18 protein-coding genes and 2 pseudogenes are annotated in these 18,998 nt (G+C 67.0%); 8 read left to right on the forward strand and 12 right to left on the reverse strand.

Going from position 1 to position 18,998, the window contains the following annotated elements; genetic code table 11:
• The first annotated feature begins 103 nt into the window (after window positions 1-103).
• The 3 genes from AOM07_RS02890 (at window position 104) to metX (ending at window position 4,083) form a co-directional block, all read left to right on the forward strand.
• The gene (locus tag AOM07_RS02890) at window positions 104-1,120 is read left to right on the forward strand and encodes an acyltransferase family protein (RefSeq protein WP_062311199.1); all 1,017 of its coding nucleotides are present in this window, start codon (window positions 104-106) and stop codon (window positions 1,118-1,120) included.
• A 366-nt stretch (window positions 1,121-1,486) separates the two neighbouring features.
• Entirely contained in the window at window positions 1,487-2,863 is a 1,377-nt protein-coding gene (locus AOM07_RS02895) for a bifunctional o-acetylhomoserine/o-acetylserine sulfhydrylase (protein ID WP_062311201.1), read from the forward strand.
• Window positions 2,860-4,083 (forward strand): homoserine O-acetyltransferase MetX, encoded by a 1,224-nt coding sequence (gene metX, locus AOM07_RS02900; protein ID WP_084830036.1) that lies wholly within the window; start codon window positions 2,860-2,862, stop codon window positions 4,081-4,083. The genes AOM07_RS02895 and metX overlap by 4 nt, the downstream gene beginning before the upstream one ends.
• 4 nt (window positions 4,084-4,087) lie before the next feature.
• Here the strand turns inward: metX and AOM07_RS02905 are convergent, their stop codons facing one another.
• The 12 genes from AOM07_RS02905 to AOM07_RS02955 form a co-directional block, all read right to left on the reverse strand.
• A complete protein-coding gene (locus tag AOM07_RS02905; protein ID WP_169748111.1) occupies window positions 4,088-4,363 on the reverse strand; it encodes a PqqD family protein in 276 nt (91 codons plus the stop codon).
• A gap of 28 nt (window positions 4,364-4,391) precedes the next feature.
• Window positions 4,392-4,529 (reverse strand): hypothetical protein, encoded by a 138-nt coding sequence (locus AOM07_RS14605; protein ID WP_156171750.1) that lies wholly within the window; start codon window positions 4,527-4,529, stop codon window positions 4,392-4,394.
• Between the two features lie 92 nt (window positions 4,530-4,621).
• Window positions 4,622-5,890 (reverse strand): acyltransferase family protein, encoded by a 1,269-nt coding sequence (locus AOM07_RS02910; protein WP_084830037.1) that lies wholly within the window; start codon window positions 5,888-5,890, stop codon window positions 4,622-4,624.
• A gap of 18 nt (window positions 5,891-5,908) precedes the next feature.
• Window positions 5,909-6,445, reverse strand: a complete 537-nt coding sequence (locus AOM07_RS02915; RefSeq protein WP_062311208.1) for a hypothetical protein — start codon at window positions 6,443-6,445, stop codon at window positions 5,909-5,911.
• A gap of 102 nt (window positions 6,446-6,547) precedes the next feature.
• Window positions 6,548-6,997 (reverse strand): hypothetical protein, encoded by a 450-nt coding sequence (locus AOM07_RS02920; RefSeq protein WP_156171751.1) that lies wholly within the window; start codon window positions 6,995-6,997, stop codon window positions 6,548-6,550.
• Between the two features lie 151 nt (window positions 6,998-7,148).
• Window positions 7,149-8,090, reverse strand: coding sequence for a hypothetical protein (locus AOM07_RS02925; protein ID WP_062311212.1), 942 nt, complete (start codon window positions 8,088-8,090; stop codon window positions 7,149-7,151).
• Window positions 8,087-8,380: a hypothetical protein gene (locus tag AOM07_RS02930; protein ID WP_062311214.1), complete on the reverse strand. Its 294-nt coding sequence runs from the start codon at window positions 8,378-8,380 to the stop codon at window positions 8,087-8,089. Before AOM07_RS02930 ends, AOM07_RS02925 begins: the two co-directional genes overlap by 4 nt.
• Window positions 8,377-9,822, reverse strand: coding sequence for an arsenate reductase/protein-tyrosine-phosphatase family protein (locus tag AOM07_RS02935; protein WP_062311216.1), 1,446 nt, complete (start codon window positions 9,820-9,822; stop codon window positions 8,377-8,379). The genes AOM07_RS02930 and AOM07_RS02935 overlap by 4 nt, the downstream gene beginning before the upstream one ends.
• Window positions 9,776-11,338: a tyrosine-protein kinase domain-containing protein gene (locus AOM07_RS02940; protein ID WP_062311218.1), complete on the reverse strand. Its 1,563-nt coding sequence runs from the start codon at window positions 11,336-11,338 to the stop codon at window positions 9,776-9,778. Before AOM07_RS02940 ends, AOM07_RS02935 begins: the two co-directional genes overlap by 47 nt.
• Window positions 11,339-11,805: 467 nt before the next feature.
• Window positions 11,806-12,747: a polysaccharide pyruvyl transferase family protein gene (locus tag AOM07_RS02945; RefSeq protein WP_062311220.1), complete on the reverse strand. Its 942-nt coding sequence runs from the start codon at window positions 12,745-12,747 to the stop codon at window positions 11,806-11,808.
• A 193-nt stretch (window positions 12,748-12,940) separates the two neighbouring features.
• Entirely contained in the window at window positions 12,941-13,990 is a 1,050-nt protein-coding gene (locus AOM07_RS14370; RefSeq protein WP_084830039.1) for a nitroreductase family protein, read from the reverse strand.
• On the reverse strand, window positions 13,987-15,333 hold the full coding sequence (locus AOM07_RS02955) for an oligosaccharide flippase family protein (RefSeq protein ID WP_169748112.1): 1,347 nt from the start codon (window positions 15,331-15,333) through the stop codon (window positions 13,987-13,989). The genes AOM07_RS14370 and AOM07_RS02955 overlap by 4 nt, the downstream gene beginning before the upstream one ends.
• Window positions 15,334-16,252: 919 nt before the next feature.
• On the opposite strand from AOM07_RS02955, the gene AOM07_RS14610 reads away from it, so the two are divergent.
• The 5 genes and pseudogenes from AOM07_RS14610 (at window position 16,253) to AOM07_RS02965 (ending at window position 18,938) form a co-directional block, all read left to right on the forward strand.
• Window positions 16,253-17,416 carry an O-antigen ligase family protein gene (locus tag AOM07_RS14610; protein ID WP_169748113.1) on the forward strand — a complete coding sequence of 388 codons (1,164 nt, stop codon included), beginning with the start codon at window positions 16,253-16,255 and terminating at the stop codon, window positions 17,414-17,416.
• Window positions 17,417-17,605: 189 nt separating this feature from the next.
• Window positions 17,606-17,881 carry a hypothetical protein gene (locus AOM07_RS02960; protein WP_156171753.1) on the forward strand — a complete coding sequence of 92 codons (276 nt, stop codon included), beginning with the start codon at window positions 17,606-17,608 and terminating at the stop codon, window positions 17,879-17,881.
• 18 nt (window positions 17,882-17,899) lie between these two features.
• Window positions 17,900-18,163, forward strand: a pseudogene (locus AOM07_RS14375) (IS30 family transposase); the annotation flags it as partial.
• A 7-nt stretch (window positions 18,164-18,170) separates the two neighbouring features.
• Window positions 18,171-18,464, forward strand: a pseudogene (locus AOM07_RS15075) (integrase core domain-containing protein); the annotation flags it as partial.
• 243 nt (window positions 18,465-18,707) lie between these two features.
• On the forward strand, window positions 18,708-18,938 hold the full coding sequence (locus tag AOM07_RS02965; RefSeq protein WP_062311226.1) for an integrase core domain-containing protein: 231 nt from the start codon (window positions 18,708-18,710) through the stop codon (window positions 18,936-18,938).
• Window positions 18,939-18,998: the final 60 nt, after the last annotated feature.

Raw genomic sequence — 18,998 nt, forward strand, 5'->3', positions numbered from 1 at the left:
CTCAGCGCGCGCATCGTCCCAATTGCGCACTTTTGCGTGACATGTCGCCATGCGCGGGTCTACCGTGCCAGTGAGGCCGGGACACGACTTGAGGGGGCGTGCCATGGGGGGACGGGACAAGGTCGTCGACTCGCTGCGCGGGATCGCGTGCATCCTGCTGGTGACGCTGCACGTGGCGCAGAACCGCTTCGGCGAGGCCGACTGGCTCGAGTGGTACGGCGACACCTTCATCTACATCCGCATGCCGCTGTTCGCCTTCCTGTCGGGGGTCGTCTACGCGTGGCGGCCGCTCACGGCCACGGCCGGCTACGGGGACTACATGGGCAAGAAGGTCCGCCGCCTGCTGGTGCCGTACGTGATCTTCGTGCCGCTCATCGGCATCGCGCAGGTGGCGCTCGACTTCGGCACGCCGCCGCCGGCCGGTCCCTGGAACTGGTTCATCTACTCGCTGCCGCCGTACTGGTTCCTGCTCGCGACCTTCTGGGTGTACGCCGTGGTCGCGCTGCTCGACGCGTACAAGCTGCTCGACACCAAGCTCAAGGTGGGTGCGCTGTTCGGGGTGCTGCTCGCCGCCAACGTGCTGCTCAACCTCCAGTTCGCGGACGGCTTCCTGCAGTTCGGCAGCGCCGTGTACCTGGGCCTCTTCTTCACGGCGGGCCTCGCCGCGACCAGGTTCGGATGGAAGGGCATCGGGCTCACGGGCGCCTGGATCATGACCGGCGCGACCGTCCTGCTCTTCGCCTACACGCAGCTCGCGGTGCTCGGCGTGTGGTCGATGGCGGACGACCAGCGCCACGACCCGCTCGGCATCGCCCTCGGTGTCACGTTCCCGCTCGCGTTCATCGCGTTCGGCCTCAAGAACGACTTCCTCGCGTGGATCGGCGGGTACTCGTACGGGATCTTCCTCCTGCACCCGTTCGCGATCGTCGCCGTGGCGGGCGCGCTGCAGGTGGTCGGCTTCGAGCCGCTCATCCCCGCGCTCATCCTCATGACCGCGGCGGGACTCTTCGGCTCGATCCTCGGCGTGATCGTGCTCCGCAAGGCCGCCGTCGGCCGGGTCATGCTCGGGGAGAAGGCCAAGAAGCGGACGCCGGTAGCCGTGGGGGCCCCGCCGGCCTGAGGGGGGCCGAGGCGCCGGCGGGGTCCCCCGCCCATCCCGCGCGCTGCATCGCGGGACGATGCGGCGGCGGGCTTGCGCATCGCGCGCACCTGCCCCTACAGTCGCTCCCATGTTCCGTCGAATGTGCCGCTGACCAGCGCACGTTCGGCGTGCGCCCGTGAGGGCGCCGGCCGCGAACTCCCCCGCTGAGACGGGGCAGTGACCGCAGGCCGCACACCCTCCACGGGCCCACTCCCACGTGTCGCACCGCATCCCTGTGGGTTGCGGGTCTCGGCGCGCTTGCACGCCCGACGGCCGGTGACACCTGACCCGGGGATGCGGATCAGCCCCCCCCACTGATCACGCAGACACCCCACAGGAGCCACCATGACCACGAACGACTGGGCCTTCGAGACCCTCCAGATCCACGCCGGCCAGACCCCGGATGCCGAGACCGGCGCCCGTGCCCTCCCCATCTACCAGACCACGTCCTTCGTCTTCGAGGACACCCACCAGGCGGCCGCCCGCTTCGCGCTCGGCGAGCTCGGCCCCATCTACACGCGCCTGGGCAACCCCACCACCGAGGCCGTCGAGAACCGCATCGCGGCGCTCGAGGGCGGCGTGGGCGCGCTGCTCGTCGCCTCCGGCTCCGCCGCCAACACGCTCGCGATCCAGAACATCGCCGAGGCCGGCGACCACATCGTCGCGTCGCCCTCGCTCTACGGCGGCACCTCCAACCTGTTCCAGCACACGCTGCCCAAGTACGGCATCACCGTCACGTTCGTGACGGACCCCGACGACCCGGACGCCTGGCGCGACGCCGTCCGCCCCAACACGAAGGCGTTCTTCGGCGAGTCGATCTCCAACCCCAAGCAGGACCTCCTCGATATCGAGGCCGTCGCCGCGGTCGCGCACGAGGCCGGCGTCCCGCTCATCGTCGACAACACCGTCGCCTCGCCGTACCTCGTCAACCCGCTGAGGTGGGGCGCGGACGTCGTCACCCACTCCGCCACCAAGTACCTGGGCGGCCATGGCACCGCGATCGGCGGCGTCATCGTGGACGGCGGCAGCTTCGACTACGCGCAGCACCCCGACCGCTTCCCGAACTACAACTCTCCCGACCCCAGCTACAACGGGCTCGTCTACGCCCGCGACCTCGGCGTCGGGAGCCCGTTCGGCGCGAACCTGTCCTTCATCCTCAAGGCCCGCGTGCAGCTGCTGCGCGACACCGGCGCCGCCATCTCCCCGTTCAACGCGTTCCTCATCGCGCAGGGCATCGAGACGCTTTCGCTCCGCGTCGAGCGTCACGTCGAGAACGCCAAGAAGGTCGCCGACTTCCTCGAGGGCCACCCGCAGGTCGAGTCCGTCGCCTACAGCGGCCTCAGCACCAGCCCGTGGAGCCACCTGCAGCGCAAGTACGCGCCCCGCGGCGGCGGCGCGGTCCTCGCCTTCGAGATCGCGGGCGGCCGGGAGGCCGGCCAGGCCTTCGTCGACGCGCTCGAGCTCCACAGCCTCGTGGCGAACATCGGCGACGTCCGCTCGCTCGCCATCCACCCCGCCACCACCACGCACTCGCAGCTCACCCCCGAGCAGCAGCGCGACGCCGGCGTCACGCCCGGCCTCGTCCGCCTCGCGGTGGGCATCGAGCACATCGACGACATCCTCGGCGACCTCGGCACCGGCTTCGAGGCCGCGGCGGCCGTGGTCGCGCGGGACGATGCGGCGCTCACCCCGGCGGTGGACGATGCGGCGGTGCCCGCGTGAGCGACCACGTCGAGACCGCGTGGGTGCCGGCCGTCGACCGGCCCCGCGCGAAGGAGAGACGGGAGCGGGGCCCCATCCCCGCATCGTCCGCCTGGCGCCCGGGCGACCACCCGGGGAACCGGCGGTTCGTGGACCTGGGCTGGCTGCCGCTCGAGGCCGACCCGCGCGGCGGCATCGACGTGACGCTCGCCTACGAGACGTGGGGCGAGCTCGACGCCGACGCGTCCAACGCAATCTATGTCGCGCACGCGTTCACGGGCGACAGCCACGTGGTCGGCGACGCCGGCGAGGGCCACCTCACGGGCGGCTGGTGGAACGGCCTCGTCGGGCCGGGCAAGCCGATCGACACGGACCGGTACTTCGTGGTGAGCGCGAACGTGCTCGGCGGATGCCAGGGCACCACCGGGCCCGCGCACCCGCACCCCGAGGACGGGCACCCGTGGGGCTCGCAGTTCCCGTACGTGACCCTGCACGACATGGTCGTGGCCGAGGCGCGCCTCGCCGACCACCTCGGCATCGACGCGTGGGCGCTCGTCATCGGGCCGTCGATGGGCGGGATGCGCGCGGTCGAGTGGGCCGCGTCGTTCCCCGAGCGGGTGCGGGCGATCGGCGCGATCGGGTCGACCGCCGCCACCACCGCGGACCAGATCGCGTGGCACGCGACCCAGGGCGCGGCGATCAGGCTCGACCCGCACTTCCGCGACGGCGACTACTACGACGCCGCGCCGGGCGAGGGCCCGCACACCGGGCTGGGGATCGCGCGCGCAATCGCGCACACGACCTACAGAAGCGGCCCGGAGCTCAACGCGCGTTTCGACCGCGACGCCCAGGACGGCGACGTGCTGCGCCCGGAGGGGATTTTCGCGGTCGAGTCGTACCTCGACCACCACGCGGACAAGCTCGCGCGGCGCTTCGACGCGAACACGTACCTGCGGATGCTGCACGCCATCAACACGCACGACGTGGGCCGCGGCCGCGGCGGCGTCGAGGCGGCGCTGTCGCGCTACGACGGCGAGGCGCTCGTGGTCGCGATCGACTCCGACCGGCTCTACCCGCTCGGCGACTCGGAGCGGCTCGCTGCCGCGCTCCCCCGTTGCGACGGAGTCACGTTGCTGCACTCCGAGGTAGGGCACGACGGCTTCCTCGTCGAGGGCTCCGGGCTGGACGAGGCGGTGCGCGGAGTGCTCGCGCGGGTCGAGGAGCGGGCGGGGGTGCGCTAGACGGTCAGGCCTGGACGAGGCCGAGCTCGGCGAGCTGCGCGACGAAGGCGCGCACCTCGGGCGCGATCACCGCGGGCTCGGTCTCGTATGCCTCGGCGAGCTCGGCGACGATCTGCTCCTCGGTGGTCATGCCGTCGATCCGAGCCCAGATGTCGAAGGCGGTGCCCTCGAACACGTAGGGCACCTGCTGCTCCTCGATGCGGGGCAGGTTGAGCACGGTGGCGTGGTCGTCGGCGGTCACCTCGGCGAGGCCCGGAGTACGGATGAGCAGGTGAGTCACGAGGTCCATCATGCCGCGTGCTGGCGGGCTACATGACGGCGTACGTGAGGACCCCGACGATCGCGACGCTGGTCGCGATGATCGCCCATCCTGGAGCGCCGCCGTGCTCTCGCAGCAACCAGTGACGCTGCATCGTGTGCGTGTGCGCGCGTCGCCGCTTCCGCATGAGAATCCCCCCGGTGCCTCATCGATATGTCCGCAGGCTAACCGCTAGCAGGGAGGAGGGGAAGAGCCTGGAGACGCCGACAGGGAACGCCGCTAGCCGGACGCGAGCGCACCGGCCCGCGCATCGGTGCGCCGCTTGAGACGCAGTGCGGGACGTTCGACCAGCAGGTAGGTGGCCGCCGCCAGCGCAAGCGAGACCGTCAGCACCACGACGAGGTCGCGCGCGAATCCCGCCCAGGTGGGCGGACCGGCCCAGCCGTGCATTCCGACGAACCAGATCACGGGCAGATGCCAGAGGTAGAAGCTGTACGACACGAGGCCCGCCGAGCGCAGTGGCCAAGCCTCGAGCGCTCGCGCGAGGATGCCGGGCCCGCGCGTAGAGGCGGGGGTCGCGACCACGAGGATGAGCCCACCGCTGGCCGCCGCGACAGCGGTGTCCCGCAGCATCGTCGGCAGGATGAATGCGGCGAGCAGCGCGAAAAGCGCGATACCCGTGGCCGTGCCCCTGAACACCCGCAACAACCGCGGCTTCACCAGCCCGGACTCGAAGGCGGCAACGAGCACGGCCGCTGCCATCCCGAACGCGAACAGGTCGGCATGCACCGGGAAGCTCCGCGCCAGGACCGCATACCAGTTCGCTCCCCAGTGGTGGTAGAAATCAGAGTCCTCCGGAAGACCGGCGAACAGCAGGTACTTCACCACCTTGGCTGCCACGCCGATCGCGAGCAGGGTGACGACCGGAACGAACGCGCGGATCCACGCGTGGCGTCCGCGCGCGATACCGGGACGCCACCGCAGCGCCGCGAGCGCCATCAGCGGCATCACGGCGTAGAAGACCAACTCGACGGTGAGGCTCCACGAAACCTCGAGACCCGTGCGCATCGAGAACGGGAACAACGTGTGAAGCAACGTCGCATCGGTGACAAGCACCAGCGGGTCGGTCGTGCGGCCGATCAGCGGTCCCCGGTCAGCACCGTCGATCGAGAATGGGATGCGATTCGCGACTCCCAGCACGACCGACACCAGGAGGAGGACCACCAGGTAGGCGGGATAGATCCGAAGCACGCGGTTGACGGCGTAGGCACCGATGCGCGGCGGCGCGGCCGCGTCGAGGAGCGCCGTGGCAAAGGGGCGGTACAGCAGGAAGCCCGAGAGCGCGAAGAACAGCATCAGGCCGTTGAGAGCCACCCCCGCCGCAGCGCCGACCGGGCCCCAAGCGAGGCCTCCGGTGAGGAAATCATGCGTATGCACGGTCGCAACCGCCAGCGCGGCAAGCGCCCGCAGGCCCTCCATGCCGGCGAGCCGGCTCCCCCACGAGGGCGTGAACGCCACGGCCGTCGACGCCGTGGTGGTCACTGCCATCGTGCGCGAACGCGGGTACTACGAGGCCGGCTTGGTGACCGTCCCGCTCTGGGCGGTCCCCGCGGAGAAGCCGGCAGTCGAGATTGCGCTCACCTCAGCGGTAATGAAAGCGGTGTTCTTCTCGTTGTTCTTGAAACCGGCGGAGGGGAACTGAACCTGCAATTCCGTCGATGTGACCGTCCCGGTGCCGGTGAGCGTGTAGGTAAACGTCGCGACGGTCTTGCCATACGTCGCACGGGCCCAGTTGGAGCTCGTGCCACTCACGATCGCGGGCGGGGCACCGTTCTTGTCACGACCGTCGTAGTCATTGTCGCTCCACGACAAGCTCACTGTCACGGTGACGCTCTCCCCCGCCTGGATCGGGCCCTGAAGCGACACCTTGAGAACGTTGCCAGTGACGGAACCGCTGACAACGTTGATGGCGCGGGTGGACGTTGCGAACGCCGGAGCGGCCGTCGCGATCAACACGGCAGGGGTCGCCCACGCGGCGCCCTGGACCAGGCGGCGGCGCGAAACGCCGTGGCTGCTCCGTGCATTGGTCGACTCGATCGTCATGCGGTATCCCTCAACTCTTCGTCGCTCGCCCCTCAGCAAGCGAGTGCGGTCGTCAGGATAGCGGCACGATCGGCCGCTGACTAGAACTTTCGCTAGAACGCGCTACTGGAGTGAGCCGTCGAACACGATGGCCGCCGACGTTCCGTCGCTCACGGTCACGCGTGCGGTCTTGCCCTTCTGAAACGTCAGCAGCACGTTGGAGCTCACGGTTCCGGCCGCGGTGAAGGTGACGTCGGTCGACGCCTGGAGGCCTGCCGGGGTCCAGCCCGTGCCGCCCCCGGAGATCGTCACGGAGGCGCCGGTCTCGGCTGCGTGGGTCCACTGCACGCGCACCGTCATGTTCGTGACGCTCATGCCACTGAGGCTGAGGCCGATGTTGACGTAGTCGGTGTTGCCCTGCCCCTCGGTGTGACCGCCGACGATGTCGTCGATGTCGCCGCCGATCACCGAGGCCGCGGCGGGCGGCGACGCGGTCGCGATGAGGACCACCGGGGTGGTCCACGCGGCACCCTTGAGGACGCGTCGTCTCGAGATTCCGACCCTGTCTGCCATGAGCCCTCGCCCCCTCCGGGACATTCCCGGCGATCGTGCGTCTACCTGGCGTGACACTACGGTCGCACCCGGGGAGACGATGCGCAAGGCAAAACCCTGATATGCCGCAAGTCGCGCTCGCACGCGACCGCACGGGTCTCGGGCAGTCGCCCTACCTCAGCAATGAGCCGTCGGTGACGCCCCGTCGGGCCATCACCCTGCCCCAGACGACCCTGGGCGCCGCTCGCAGACCGCGGCCGATGCGCGCCCAGCGGCCCCGCACGGAGGCTGCCAGGCTGGGCTCTGTCTCGGGATGCATGGTCCGGAACTGCGCATCGGACGGCCAGATCATTCGCATGGCGAGACCAAGTCTGTCGCGCCATGCTGCACGGCCGAGCACGGGCATCCACTGTGCGAGCGTTTCACCGCGTCCGCCCACGCGCGACCGCCAGGCGTCGAGCGCCGGGATCTCGCCATGACGGGCCGGGGGCGGCAGCATGGCGTCGAGCCGTTCGAGCAACGGCCGCGCGGTGTCGACCGCTCCGGTCGCTCGGGCGAGAGCCACAAGGTCGTCCTGCTCGGCGCGGCTAAGCTCCGGGAGAACTCCCTCCGCAAGGAGCCGGATTTCATCAGCGTGACGAGACGTCTGTGCCGGCGTCCGCAGCGCGTGCAGCGCCGCGATGAGGATGGCGCTCGCCCGATCGACCATGTCGGCCTCGACGCCGGCGAGGACGAGCGCCTCACGTCGTCGCCAAAGGGATTCGAACGTCACCGCCGAGGACTCAAGGAATCCCGGGAACCGCGTGTGAACGTCGATGTCGCACGGCCACCCGGCGTGAATGAGGGTGAACGAGTGGTCGGCAGTCGGACCGTGCGCGGCGGTGCTGGGGCGCTCCTTCCAGCCGCACCGCTCGAGCGCGGCCAGATACGCGACCGCCTCGTCGGGAGCGATCAGGACGTCGGCATCGGCGCTCACACGCGCGGCGCGCAGGCCGTGCGCGTGAGCGGTCGGCCCCTTGATCAGGAGCGCACGTACGCCCGTGCGGCGTGCCACCGCGATCGCAAGCGCGTGGGCAGACGGCACCGCATCGCGGGGCGACAGCGAGGCGTTCATTCGGCCGGTTCCACACTCATGACACCGCGCCCGACAAGCGTGTCGACGAGCGCGCGCACCGCCGATTCGGTGTCGCCCTCGTCCGGCGCACCGAACTCAGCAAGCAGGTGGCGCTCGAGGTCCCCGACGGTGATCCCGCCGCGGGCGGCGAGTGCGGCCTCGGCCGCGATGGGCGAGAGAAGCGTGACGTCGTTGCCGGCGAGCACGAGCATCTCGCCCCCGCGCTCGAGCGCATCGTCCCAATGCGACCGGACCACCGAATCGTCCGCAAGACGATAGTCGTGGCTCATCGCTCACCCGCCAGCAGGTCCGGCATGAGCGGCAGCAGGTCGCGCGCCTCGCGGTAGCGGATGCGCACCAGGCCGCCGACGGACTCCACGAGGTCGGCGAGCGTGTGGAGCTGCCGGGGGAGCTTGGACAGGTAGGACACCTGCTCGGCCAGGTGTGCGAGGCCGTGGAGGAGCGGCAGTTCCTCGACTCGGGGCACGTCACCCAGCGTCGGGTCACGCTCGACCAGTGCAAGGCGCGTGAGCCGCAGCCTGCCGCGAGGCACGGGCAGGAGGTCGAGCGACTCGGGCCCCCACTGCTCCTTCGTCAGGGTGGCCGCGCCGAGCACCGAGAGCGGCTTGGGGTACGGCAGAACCGTCCGACCGGCGTCGATCGCGAGCGTCTCATCGGTGACGTAGCCGTAGTGCGCGCCGAGCGTGCGCGCCAGCGTGGTCTTGCCCGTACCCGAAGGCGCGACGAAGCCCACCACATCGCCCTCGGGCGAGGCGAGGCCAGCCGCGTGGAGCATGACGAGCGATCCGACGCGCTGCTCGATCGCGCGCACCGTCACCGCGCTTGAGAGGTAGTGGAGCGCATGATCGACATCGGGGTACGCGAGCATGCCGCGGGCGCGCGCCTCGGCGAGAACGTCGAGGTCAGGATCGACCATGAGGTCGACGCGCGTCTCCGGAGCTGCGTCCTCGACAAGGCAACGGCTCCACGCACGCCGGCCCGCGGCGGCGAGCTCGTCGCGCACGGCGCCACCACAGTGCAGCGCGACGGGGACACCGAACGCGTCGACGACGCATGCCGATGCGTCGCTCGCCGGCGCAGCATCGTTCAGCGCGGCAACCGCGGCGAGCGGCGCCCAGATGTCCGCGATCCCGAGTGCAGCCTCGGCGATCCGATCTCCCGCTGCTCTCGCTCGCTCGTCCAGCTGCTCCCACGGCGGAAGCGTCCAGTCGTCGGGGACGCCGCGCTCGAGGCGCCGACGCTCAAGGATGGGGGCGTGCTCGTGCAGGGGCGCCACGAGGTCGATGTCGCCATAGAGGCGGGCGAGCTCGGCCAGTGTGAACGACCGCGCGCGGGCGCGAGGGTGGCGACGCGCCAATTCGTCGCGTTCGGCTCCTGTTCCGACGATGAAGAGATCCGACGCGTCCACCATCGCCGCGCTCAGCGACCGCGCCGCGAACCCCTGGGCGCTCCCACCGTGCGCCTCGATGACGTCGCGGGCGATGCCCTGCATCGAAGCGCCGTCCTCAGCGTTGAGCCCTGCCGATGTTATTCGGATGCGGTCACGCCCCACGCCGCGCGCCCACAAGTGCTTGCGCAGGAGCCTCTCGCCCGCGACAGAACGGCCGGTGTTCGTCGCGTCGACGAGGAGCACCCGGAACGCGGTCGCGGAGACCTCGCCCATGTCAGGCGTGCGGGCGCTCGGCAGGCTCGGCGGGCTCTGCCGCTTCATCCGTACCGACGATCTCGTCCCAGCTCAGCAGCCCGGGCTGGCGAAGCTCGTCGTCCTCGTGTCGTCCGCGCTTGCGCGTGGCGTGCTGAGGGGCATGCGCCGAGACGTGCCAGGACGATGACGAGGCATCGCCGCTCTTCTTCTCGCGGCCGCCGTCGGTCGAGTAGTCATAGGCGTATGCGTAAGCGTCCTTGTAGGCACCCTTGCGCGGCATCGCGTCGACGATGATCCCGAGCGCGCGCCCGTTGACGCGGTCGAGGTTCTGCAACGCACGATCAAGCACGTCGATGGTGGTGCGACCGGAGGCCGCGACCACCAGAGCGCCATCCGTGCGAGCGGTGAGGACCGCCGCGTCCGTGACCGGGACGAGCGGCGGTGTGTCGATCAGCACCAATGCGCTCTTGGGGAAGCTGTAGAGCAGCTTGTGCATGGCGTCTGAGGCGAGGAGCTCCGAGGGGTTGGGCGGGATCGAGCCTGACGCAAGCACGTAGAAGTGGTCCGTGCTTCCGTAGGCCTGAAGCACGTCCTGGGCACGGGCCCGCCCGACAAGTACGTCGGTGAGGCCGGCGCCCTCGACGAGGCCGAGATTCCTGGCGACGGTGGGCCGGCGGAGGTCAGCGTCGATGAGGACGACATCGCGGCCCGACTCGGCGACGGCCTCGGCGAGTTTGATGATCGTGGTCGACTTGCCGTCGCCCGGCAGCGACGAAGTGACGACGATGACTCGCGGCGGGTTGTCTACATCCATGAACTGCAGGTTGGTGCGCACCTGACGGATCGCCTCTGTCATGGCGAAGTCGGTCTTCGCCGCAGCTACGCCGTCCTTCGCGATCGCGGGATCGTATGGGAGACCGCCGAGAACCGGGAGGTCGAATTCGCGCTCGATGTCTTCGGGCCTTCGTAGGCGGCGGTCGAGAGATGCCCTGATGAGGGCGTACCCGACGCCGAGCGTGAGACCGACAAGCAGTCCCAGCGCAACGTCGAGCTTGACATTAGGGCTCGACGGAGCCCCGGGGAGGACAGCGCTGTCGAGAGTCTGAAGGCCGACCACAGACTGCGCGGCACCATCTTCCGAGCCCGAGTTCTCGATGTCCTCGACGGCCTTCGTCATGCCGGCGATCCAGGCCTCGACGAGGTCGCGAGACTCCTCCGGGGACGATCCGTTGGCGGCGACTCGGAGCACCGCGGTGTCGGGCGGGTTGGAGACGGCTACGCGGGCCACAAGGGCGTCGGGACCGGAGGCAAGGCCGAGGTCCTCGATCGCGTACTCGGCAACCTTGCGCGACTTCGCGATGTCCAGGTAGCTCTTCACGCGCGACTTCGCGTAGTTGTCTCCGACGAGCGCACTGCCGAGATCCTCGCTTGCGCCCGTGGTGATGATCGCAGAGCCGGTAGCTGTGTAGACCTTCGGCTGGGTGAGTGTCCAGCCAAAGGCTGCGGCGCCGCCGAGCACCGTGATGAGCACGATAGCGACCCAATGCGTGCGAAAGAGCCTTGCGTAGTCCTGGAGTTCCATCCCCGAGCCTCACCTCTTCCCGCCTGCGCGACAGTGTACGGACAACCCTGCAAATTACCGTCGCTCAGGGACCCTTCACCTCGAACGACGAACGCGCTGCAGCCGTGGCACCCTGGATCGAGCAACACAACTCCCGACGCCGCCGCCACGCTTCGGGAGGACCGAAACCCAATCCCACCGATAGGCCGACGGCGACCGACCGCATGACCTGGTGAAGCAGGATCCCCGCGGCCGCGGCAGCAGTCAAAGACGCACTTGCCCCCATACAAATTGCCTCTTGCAGCGTTGGCTCCTCGCTCTGCCGGCTGAGACAAACACCTCCGCGCACGAGATTTCGGGCAAGACGACTCGAGCTCCGAGTGGTCCGGGCCCTTGAAGCACGCGACCTATCGGCCTGCGACACTCCTTCCCGGGCACCGAGCCAGAGCTCGTTGACGCAGATGCGCGGTTCGATCGCAGTGCCAAACTCAGCCGAGGACGCCTCGCCCCACCAGCAACTCCTCGACGCTAGTCCACATCGCGTCAACGTCGCGAGCGAGGAGAAGCTGGCGTTCAGCGACGCGAGCCCCGAGCGTTGAGTCGGCCATTTGTGACGTGAGCGCGCCTACCGATTGCTCTGCGTCAAATGGCGATGCCATCGAGCTGGACATCCCGAACTCTGCGAGCAACTCTTCGTACTTGTGCGACCAGGAGTGCGCGATGACCGGGACGCCCTGCGACAGCGCACTCACGACTGCGTGATAACGTGCCGCGATCAGTCCGGCGCACTGGCCAATGAACACCTTTGCGTCCACTCCGTTCGACGGAATGACGATGTCCACGTTCTCGCCCAGGGAACGCACTCGATTCGCGATGTCCAGGTCGCCAGGCTTCGAATGCACCAGCAGTACCGGATCGAGACCGTCCCTCCGCAGAAGGCGCACCATCCCACCAAGCGCATCAACATAGCGCTCAGTGGCGTCAGGAACCGCGGCACGGCTGCTGATGTTCACGTTGGGAACTACGGCAACGCGCGCGCTCACGGCGTCCTGCCGGGGCACGCCCAACGCAATCGTAATGTCAGGGGCTTTGCCGACGCGCGGGTCGTGACCGAGCAGACTCTCCAGGTGGTCCAGCGATTGCGAGTCTCTCGCCCATATCTGGTCAGCGAACTCGAAGAGCCTTTTCGAAGCATCTGCAACACCTGCGTCCGTAAACGGGCCGAACGCCTGAGGCAGCATCACAACTGGGCGCCCGCCCGAAGACAGACGACGGAAGCTCTCCGCGCCCAGAGCGATCGACGACGCGGGCCATTGGTCTCCCACTGCGAACCCCGAAGCATCGAGCGTTGCCGCAACGTGGCGGGACGACGCGATCCCGACGCGCGTAGCCGCGCCGCGCGGCACGGCATTCCAGCCGAGAGACGACATCGGTCCTAGTCGGGGCACTTCGATGAAGGGTTTCAGATCCCAGTTGTGACGGAGCTCGCGGTCAACTCGCCTGAAATCCACGACCGCGGAGCCGCCCAGGTGGGCAACCCGCCCCGCAGACGCTCGCAGGAGCAGTTCCGCTCCACCATTGTGCGAGCCCACGCCACGCACTAGGACGAGATCGCGCGACCGATCAGTCACGGTCGAATGCCCGGTAGTGCCGTACGGAAGAGAGTGCCCTCTTGGGCGACTGGGGGGCGAGACTGCCCTCCTGCGCATACCCGAAAGCGACCAGCATCACGACCCTTTCGTATCGCTCAAGACCTATCAATGCCCGCATCTTATGCTCACTTTCGGCATAGTCTGGCCAGTTGATACAACAGCTGCCAACTCCTTGCGTTTCGAGCCCGAAGATGAAGGACATAGCGGCCAGACTTCCGTCGATGTAGATCAGGTGCCTGTCACGCTCCGCCTGGAACGCCGATAGGTCTCCCACAACCACGGCGACATGTTGGAGATTGTGCAGATAGCCCGCCGTGCCACCAGCCAACGCGGCTACTCGGCGCGCGTCCTCAGGATCGTCGAACACCTCGAAGCGATAGGGAACCCTATTGCACGCGCTGGGGGCTTCTACGGCAACGTGCAGTGCGCGATCGATAACGTCACGTTCAACACGCCGAGGTTCATACCATCTGACCGAACGGCGCGAGTGCGCGAGTGACTCAAATGACTCGTACGTAGCTTGGGGTGAAATCATGCCGATCGCGAGCGGCCCAGAATAGCCATGATCCGATTCAAGTTTGAATTCGGAATAGCGCGCTCGTGCTGCAATAATCGAAGCACTGTCAGTCAACGACGTCGCTTCAAAATAGCCATCTAGTACGTCGCGCGCCCAGGCTACAGTCTGTAGATCCAGAAAGTTCTCAGCCGTCGCATGGGCGACGCGATCAACCAGTTCACCAATATAGTCCGTGGCGTATGTAGTTCGTCGCGGGGTCATCGTAAACCCCTTCTCCAGCATGTGGATCCGACGCCTGACCTCGAAGACCTCGTGACTCGCACGGGTTCTGCGGTGGTGCTCCTTGATTCCTTCAAAGACCGCCGAGTTCTCGCGATCGAAAGCGGCGCTCCCGAATCGATAGATGAATGGGCCTTGACCGAAGCGGTAGCGCTCGACTCGCATCCAGTAGCCGACCCGTCTGGCCGCGAAGCGTGCCTGGCGCAGCAGCGCAGGGGCATTCATTCGACACCTCTTCTCGTTCGTGTGCGGACCCACGCAGCAGCCTCCGTTGCCGGAGCAGTAGTCATGGTGAGGGCGACGCGCCTCGTCCTAGACGATGCAAAGGCAAACAGGTACGAAGCCGTCACATACGACACGACTGTCGCCCAAGCGGCGCCCTCTGGCCCGTACCGCGGTACAAGCATCAAGTTGAGCGCGACTGCAGCGACGGCACCAAGCGCGTGCCGCAAGAAGGATACCCACAGAACGCCCTCCGCAACGATCCACTTGCTCAGCACCGCCGCCATGAAGACGAAGGGCGTCGTCAGGGAGTAGATCCTGAGAATCGCCGCGGATTCGGCGTACCTGTCGCCATACAGCACACCCACGATCACATCGGCGGAAGCCACCACCACCGCCACGACGCCGATGCCTAGGTAGAACGCGCTCGCGAAGCCGCGACGGAGTGCACGATCATAATCCGCTTCCTCGCCCCGCGCGCGCAGATCCAGAAGCGCCGGAAATGTAGCTGCCATGTACGCTGTGGGCACGAAATAAAGCAGTTCACTGACCTTCGCGGCTGCAGAGTACACGGCAACCGCAGATGAGCCCGCAATGGCCTGAAGGATCAGGACATCGGCGCGCAAGTTGACCTGGTTCGCGATACTTGAGAGCGAAAGTGGCATCGCTGATCGAAACAACGACCAAGTGTATTTTGACTCAAATGTCCGGCGCCGTGATTGCCTATCGATAAATCGATACGCAAAATAGATTGCGGCGGCTGCGACTGCCTGTTCAGCGACGAACAGCGCCACGAAGGTTAGTACATCTGGCGCAACGAGCAGTATGACCACGCGCGCGACAAAGAAAACAAGGCCAACGACCACGCGGATGGCCGCCGGGATGCGAGTCCGCAGGTCGGCCTGGAATACAAGTTCAGGTGCGTCAAGCACGCGCGCAAACACAGCAAGCGCCGCTATCGCGGTAGGCAGCAGGACACCGCTTCCCCCGAAAATCGCTGTGTATGAAACGAACGTGACATAGACGACGAGCGCGAAGATCTCCCGAATGGCGAAGAGTGCACTGAGGACGACCTGCCTATGAGCGCTAGGTGTACGAAATTCACGCACCCCAAGCGCCTGGATTCCCCCGAACATTATTGCAACGCCGAGTCCTGCGATGGCAGTCGCGTAGCTGTAGACGCCAAAATCGGCGATCGGCAATGCCCTGGCGAGCAATATGCTCATCAACCCGGCGAAGCCAACGTTCACTATCTGCTGGGCGACTGCCCAGGCCCCGTTCCGCCGAGCACTCTCCCCTTGCCCTAGCCACCCGCGTGTTCTTCCCGTGTTGGCCACGGCTGCCATCTCCCTCCTGCATTCCATCGCCGCTCGCCCCTGTCTTCGGCTGCACAGAAGGGGACCCGCCCCTGCCTTCCGGCCGTCACCATACCCTCCCCCACCTCCAAGCTCGGTATGTCGCGCCACGGGCCGCCGGCGCTCGAGGCCTCACCGTCTCTCGCACGCTCCATAGGGCGAGAGAGCCCACCTGGGGCAAGCCCGAACGAGTCGCCCCGGGTGTCTCCTTCAGACCGCATCACTGGCTCGTCCGTCAACGGCTGATTCAACGCTTGGGTCGTCATCTCGACCCGGGAAGAGCGCTTCGACACATGCGTGCGACAGCGCCAACCTCCGCCAATCGCTCTGCATGGCAGATCGCTCAGCATTGGACTCCAAGGTTGCCACCATGCCCGGGTCTGGTGGCACACCACGGTTCGCCCCCTGCCGGATCGCTGCGTTCATGTCCCGCGCTCCGAGAGCCGGGATATTCCGCCGCGCAGTCGGCACCCGCCAGCATTGACGATGCCCGCTATCCGTGTCCAGCACAAACACGCCCCTGGGAGGCGACCCGCATGGTTGAGAATTGTCGCACGCAGCCTTGTGTCCGGGGGCAACGACAGCTCCCAGTGGTCACGTTGCGCGCTCGCACGCACCAGCGGCCGCGCGGAGATGCTGTCATCGTGTTGAATCCGGTAACATCCGAGCAATGTTGGCTCGGGCACGACTCAGGGAGCCCTGGCGCATCGTTCAGGTCGCAGGGACCGCAGTTGTCTCGCTGGTGCTCGCGTTTTCACGTTGGGGCACGTATATCGGCATAGGACCCCTGTTCATCTCTGATGTGTTGATCGCTATGACAGTGGTTCACACTCTTGTGACGCGCGCAGTGAAGGGCAGCCCAACGCGGGACCCATCGGTTCGTGGAGTCACTCCGCTCTTTGCGGCCCTCATGATTTACGTGTCCTTGAGGGTGCTAGTTTCACTTGGCCAAGCCGAACCACTGGTCTGGCTGCGCGACAGTGTTCCGTTCCTGTATGGAGCTTTGGCCCTTCTATCCGCCTATTCTTTGGCCCGAGCGGATGCGCAGGCGAGAGCGCGCTCGGTGAGATTCTTCCGCTGGGCGCTGACAGTCCATATGCTTTGGGTGGCGAGCGTTAGCGTTGCCGGACTTGAGGCCGGATTCGCACTGCCCGGTCCATTTGCTTCCGCACCGGTCCTAGAGGTGCGACCAGACATTGACGTGGCGCTGGTCGCGATCGCATGCGGACTGAATCTTCGGCAGGCCGTGTTTGGGCAGCGCCGGTTCTGGAACATCGCGGGCCTATTGGTCGGCGTAGCCACAGTCTTCGTCTATACCGGCACGCGTGCCGGGCAGCTGTCACTCCTGGGAACTTTGGCTCTTTCGTTCGCCTTCAGCTACGCGGCATCGCATCAGGCCGCTGGCCGCAGGCTGATGATGGTGTTCACGGTTCCAATCGTTTGCGCCGCAGCGCTTTGGCTGCTGCCGGCGACGACTGCGGGGGAACGCCTGCTGGCAACAGTCCTGCCGGCACAAAGCGAAGGCACAGCACAACAGGTAAGCGCCGCCGGCACGCAGCGGGCACGAGAACTGGTCTGGTCGGGCGTAGTCGGCTGGACAAATGAAGAAAACGGCCGAGCGCTGCTTGGGTCCGGGTTTGGAAACAATTTCCTTGAGCAGTCAGGAACCCTCCACTACCTTGAGGGCACCACGTACTCGAATGTCCGCAGCCCTCACAACTGGTTTGTGGGAGTGTACGCACGCCTGGGGATCATTGGCATAACCCTTATCGGCGCATGGGTCGTGCAGTTGCTGCTGATCCTGTGGAGGAGACGCAAGGCCGTCGGACTTGACGACCTACTGTCATTCTCGGCGCTCGCCGTCTTCGCAGTTCTTCCCGTAGCGACCTTCGGAGTCGTCTTGGAAGCACCTTTCGGGGCGGTTCCTTTCTTCTGGGCGTCCGGCATCATTATGGCGGAGCGAGGCATATCTCCTTTTCCGGGCGCAAGCCGAGCACTAGGCCGCGCTCAGTCGGTGCGCAGACCTCCCCGCTCATCAGTCAGAGCTCGACCGGAGCCTGAACCACTTCCGTAGGCACCTGATCTGAGGCGATGATCGTCTTGGAATGGAGTTCCACGTATGCCCGCACCGAAGTGGACGGGGTGAACGCATAGGTGACATCTGATCCGTGGTGCCGGATGGTGCTGCTGGAAGGAGGTAGCCTGTGCCCAAGCCCTATCCCCGAGAGTTCCGTGATGACGTGGTAGCCGTCGTGACGACGGAGTGACGATCGAGCAGATCACGACCGACTTCGGCATCTCCGAGACGTGTCTGCAGAACTGGCTTCGCCAGGGCGACGTCGAAGCCGGACGCAAGAGCGGCACGACGTCTGCTGACGCTGCTGAGACACGCGAACTGAAGAAGCGGATCCGTCTGCTCGAGCAGGAGAACGAAGTACTGCGTCGGGCAGCGGCCTACCTGCCCCAGGCGCAGCTGCCGGGAACAGGCTCGACCCGCTCGTGCAAGAGCTCGCCGCCGACGGGATCCCCGTCGCGGTGACGTGCCGGGTCCTGAAGCTCGCTCGCCACCGGCATCCCGGTATTCTTCGCCGACCCGCAATCGCCCTGGCAGCGGCGCACGAACGAGAACACCAGCGGGCTGCTACGTCAGTACTTCCCCAAGGGCACCGACCTGTCCTGCTGGTCAGCCGCGGAGCTCGCGGCCGTCGCGCACGCGCTCAATACGCGCCCACGCAAGACCCTCGGCTGGAAGACCCCGGCAGGGGCCTTCGACGAGCAGCTAGTGTTGCTCGCACAAGCCGGTGTTGCGTCGACCGGTTGAACCTGGTCAATTCCGGTCCAGGCGCTTCGTGGTGGCGCTCAACGTCCACGGCATCCGCGGCGCGATGGGCCGCGTCGGCGCTGCCGGCGACAACGCCGCGACGGAGTCGTTCTTCCTACTGCTGGAGAGGAACGTCCTCAACCCCAAGCGGTGAGAGTCCCGCGAAGAGCTCCGTCTAGCGATCATCGCCTGGATCGAGAAGACCTACCACCGACGCCGCCGACAGGCACGCCTCGGACGGATGACGCCCATCGAGGTCGAGACCGTTTGCGCTACCCAACACCTGGCCCTCGCGGCCTGACCACCCCGGTCAACCGATCTTGGGGCAGACCCTTGCGCTGCCGCCATCGACGCCTACTCCCGACGCGTGGTCGGCTGGTCGCTCTCGGAGAGGATCACCACTGAGATCGTCGTCAACGCCCTCGAGATGGCCCGCTGGTAACGCGGCCCCGCACCGGGCACCATCGTCCACGCGGACCGCGAGGCCAAACACATGAGCTGGGTCTTCGGACACCAGTTGCATCAGGCGTGACTCCTGGAATCGATGGGCCGAGTCGCCTCGAGCGTGGGCAACGCCCTCATCGAGGGGTTCTGGTCGACCATGCAACGCGAGCTGCTCGACCACCACGCCTGGGAAACCCGAACCGAGCTCGCATCGGCGATGTTCGAACGGATCGAAGGGTTCTACAACCCCAGCCGCCACCACACCGGACTCGGCGACATCAGTCCCGTCGCGTACGAAGCACTTCACACTCGTGCCGCCATCGCGGCATGATCAACACACCACCCGTGTCCACGAGACCGGGTCCGGATCTATCGGCCCTCCGCGTGCATT

This window comes from Demequina rhizosphaerae (assembly GCF_000971255.1).
GTDB classification, from domain to species: Bacteria; Actinomycetota; Actinomycetes; order Actinomycetales; family Demequinaceae; genus Demequina; species Demequina rhizosphaerae.

What these genes read in the sequence shown, in the direction of transcription:
- AOM07_RS02890 (WP_062311199.1), top strand. Translation starts at nt 104, where the DNA reads ATGGGGGGACGGGACAAGGTCGTCGACTCGCTGCGCGGGATCGCGTGC.
- AOM07_RS02895 (WP_062311201.1), top strand. Translation starts at nt 1,487, where the DNA reads ATGACCACGAACGACTGGGCCTTCGAGACCCTCCAGATCCACGCCGGC.
- AOM07_RS14605 (WP_156171750.1), bottom strand. Translation starts at nt 4,529, where the DNA reads ATGCGGAAGCGGCGACGCGCGCACACGCACACGATGCAGCGTCACTGG.
- AOM07_RS02910 (WP_084830037.1), bottom strand. Translation starts at nt 5,890, where the DNA reads ATGGCAGTGACCACCACGGCGTCGACGGCCGTGGCGTTCACGCCCTCG.
- AOM07_RS02915 (WP_062311208.1), bottom strand. Translation starts at nt 6,445, where the DNA reads ATGACGATCGAGTCGACCAATGCACGGAGCAGCCACGGCGTTTCGCGC.
- AOM07_RS02920 (WP_156171751.1), bottom strand. Translation starts at nt 6,997, where the DNA reads ATGGCAGACAGGGTCGGAATCTCGAGACGACGCGTCCTCAAGGGTGCC.
- AOM07_RS02925 (WP_062311212.1), bottom strand. Translation starts at nt 8,090, where the DNA reads ATGAACGCCTCGCTGTCGCCCCGCGATGCGGTGCCGTCTGCCCACGCG.
- AOM07_RS02930 (WP_062311214.1), bottom strand. Translation starts at nt 8,380, where the DNA reads ATGAGCCACGACTATCGTCTTGCGGACGATTCGGTGGTCCGGTCGCAT.
- AOM07_RS02935 (WP_062311216.1), bottom strand. Translation starts at nt 9,822, where the DNA reads ATGAAGCGGCAGAGCCCGCCGAGCCTGCCGAGCGCCCGCACGCCTGAC.
- AOM07_RS02940 (WP_062311218.1), bottom strand. Translation starts at nt 11,338, where the DNA reads ATGGAACTCCAGGACTACGCAAGGCTCTTTCGCACGCATTGGGTCGCT.
- AOM07_RS02945 (WP_062311220.1), bottom strand. Translation starts at nt 12,747, where the DNA reads ATGTCGTCTCTCGGCTGGAATGCCGTGCCGCGCGGCGCGGCTACGCGC.
- AOM07_RS14370 (WP_084830039.1), bottom strand. Translation starts at nt 13,990, where the DNA reads ATGAATGCCCCTGCGCTGCTGCGCCAGGCACGCTTCGCGGCCAGACGG.
- AOM07_RS02955 (WP_169748112.1), bottom strand. Translation starts at nt 15,333, where the DNA reads ATGGCAGCCGTGGCCAACACGGGAAGAACACGCGGGTGGCTAGGGCAA.
- AOM07_RS14610 (WP_169748113.1), top strand. Translation starts at nt 16,253, where the DNA reads ATGATTTACGTGTCCTTGAGGGTGCTAGTTTCACTTGGCCAAGCCGAA.
- AOM07_RS02965 (WP_062311226.1), top strand. Translation starts at nt 18,708, where the DNA reads ATGGGCCGAGTCGCCTCGAGCGTGGGCAACGCCCTCATCGAGGGGTTC.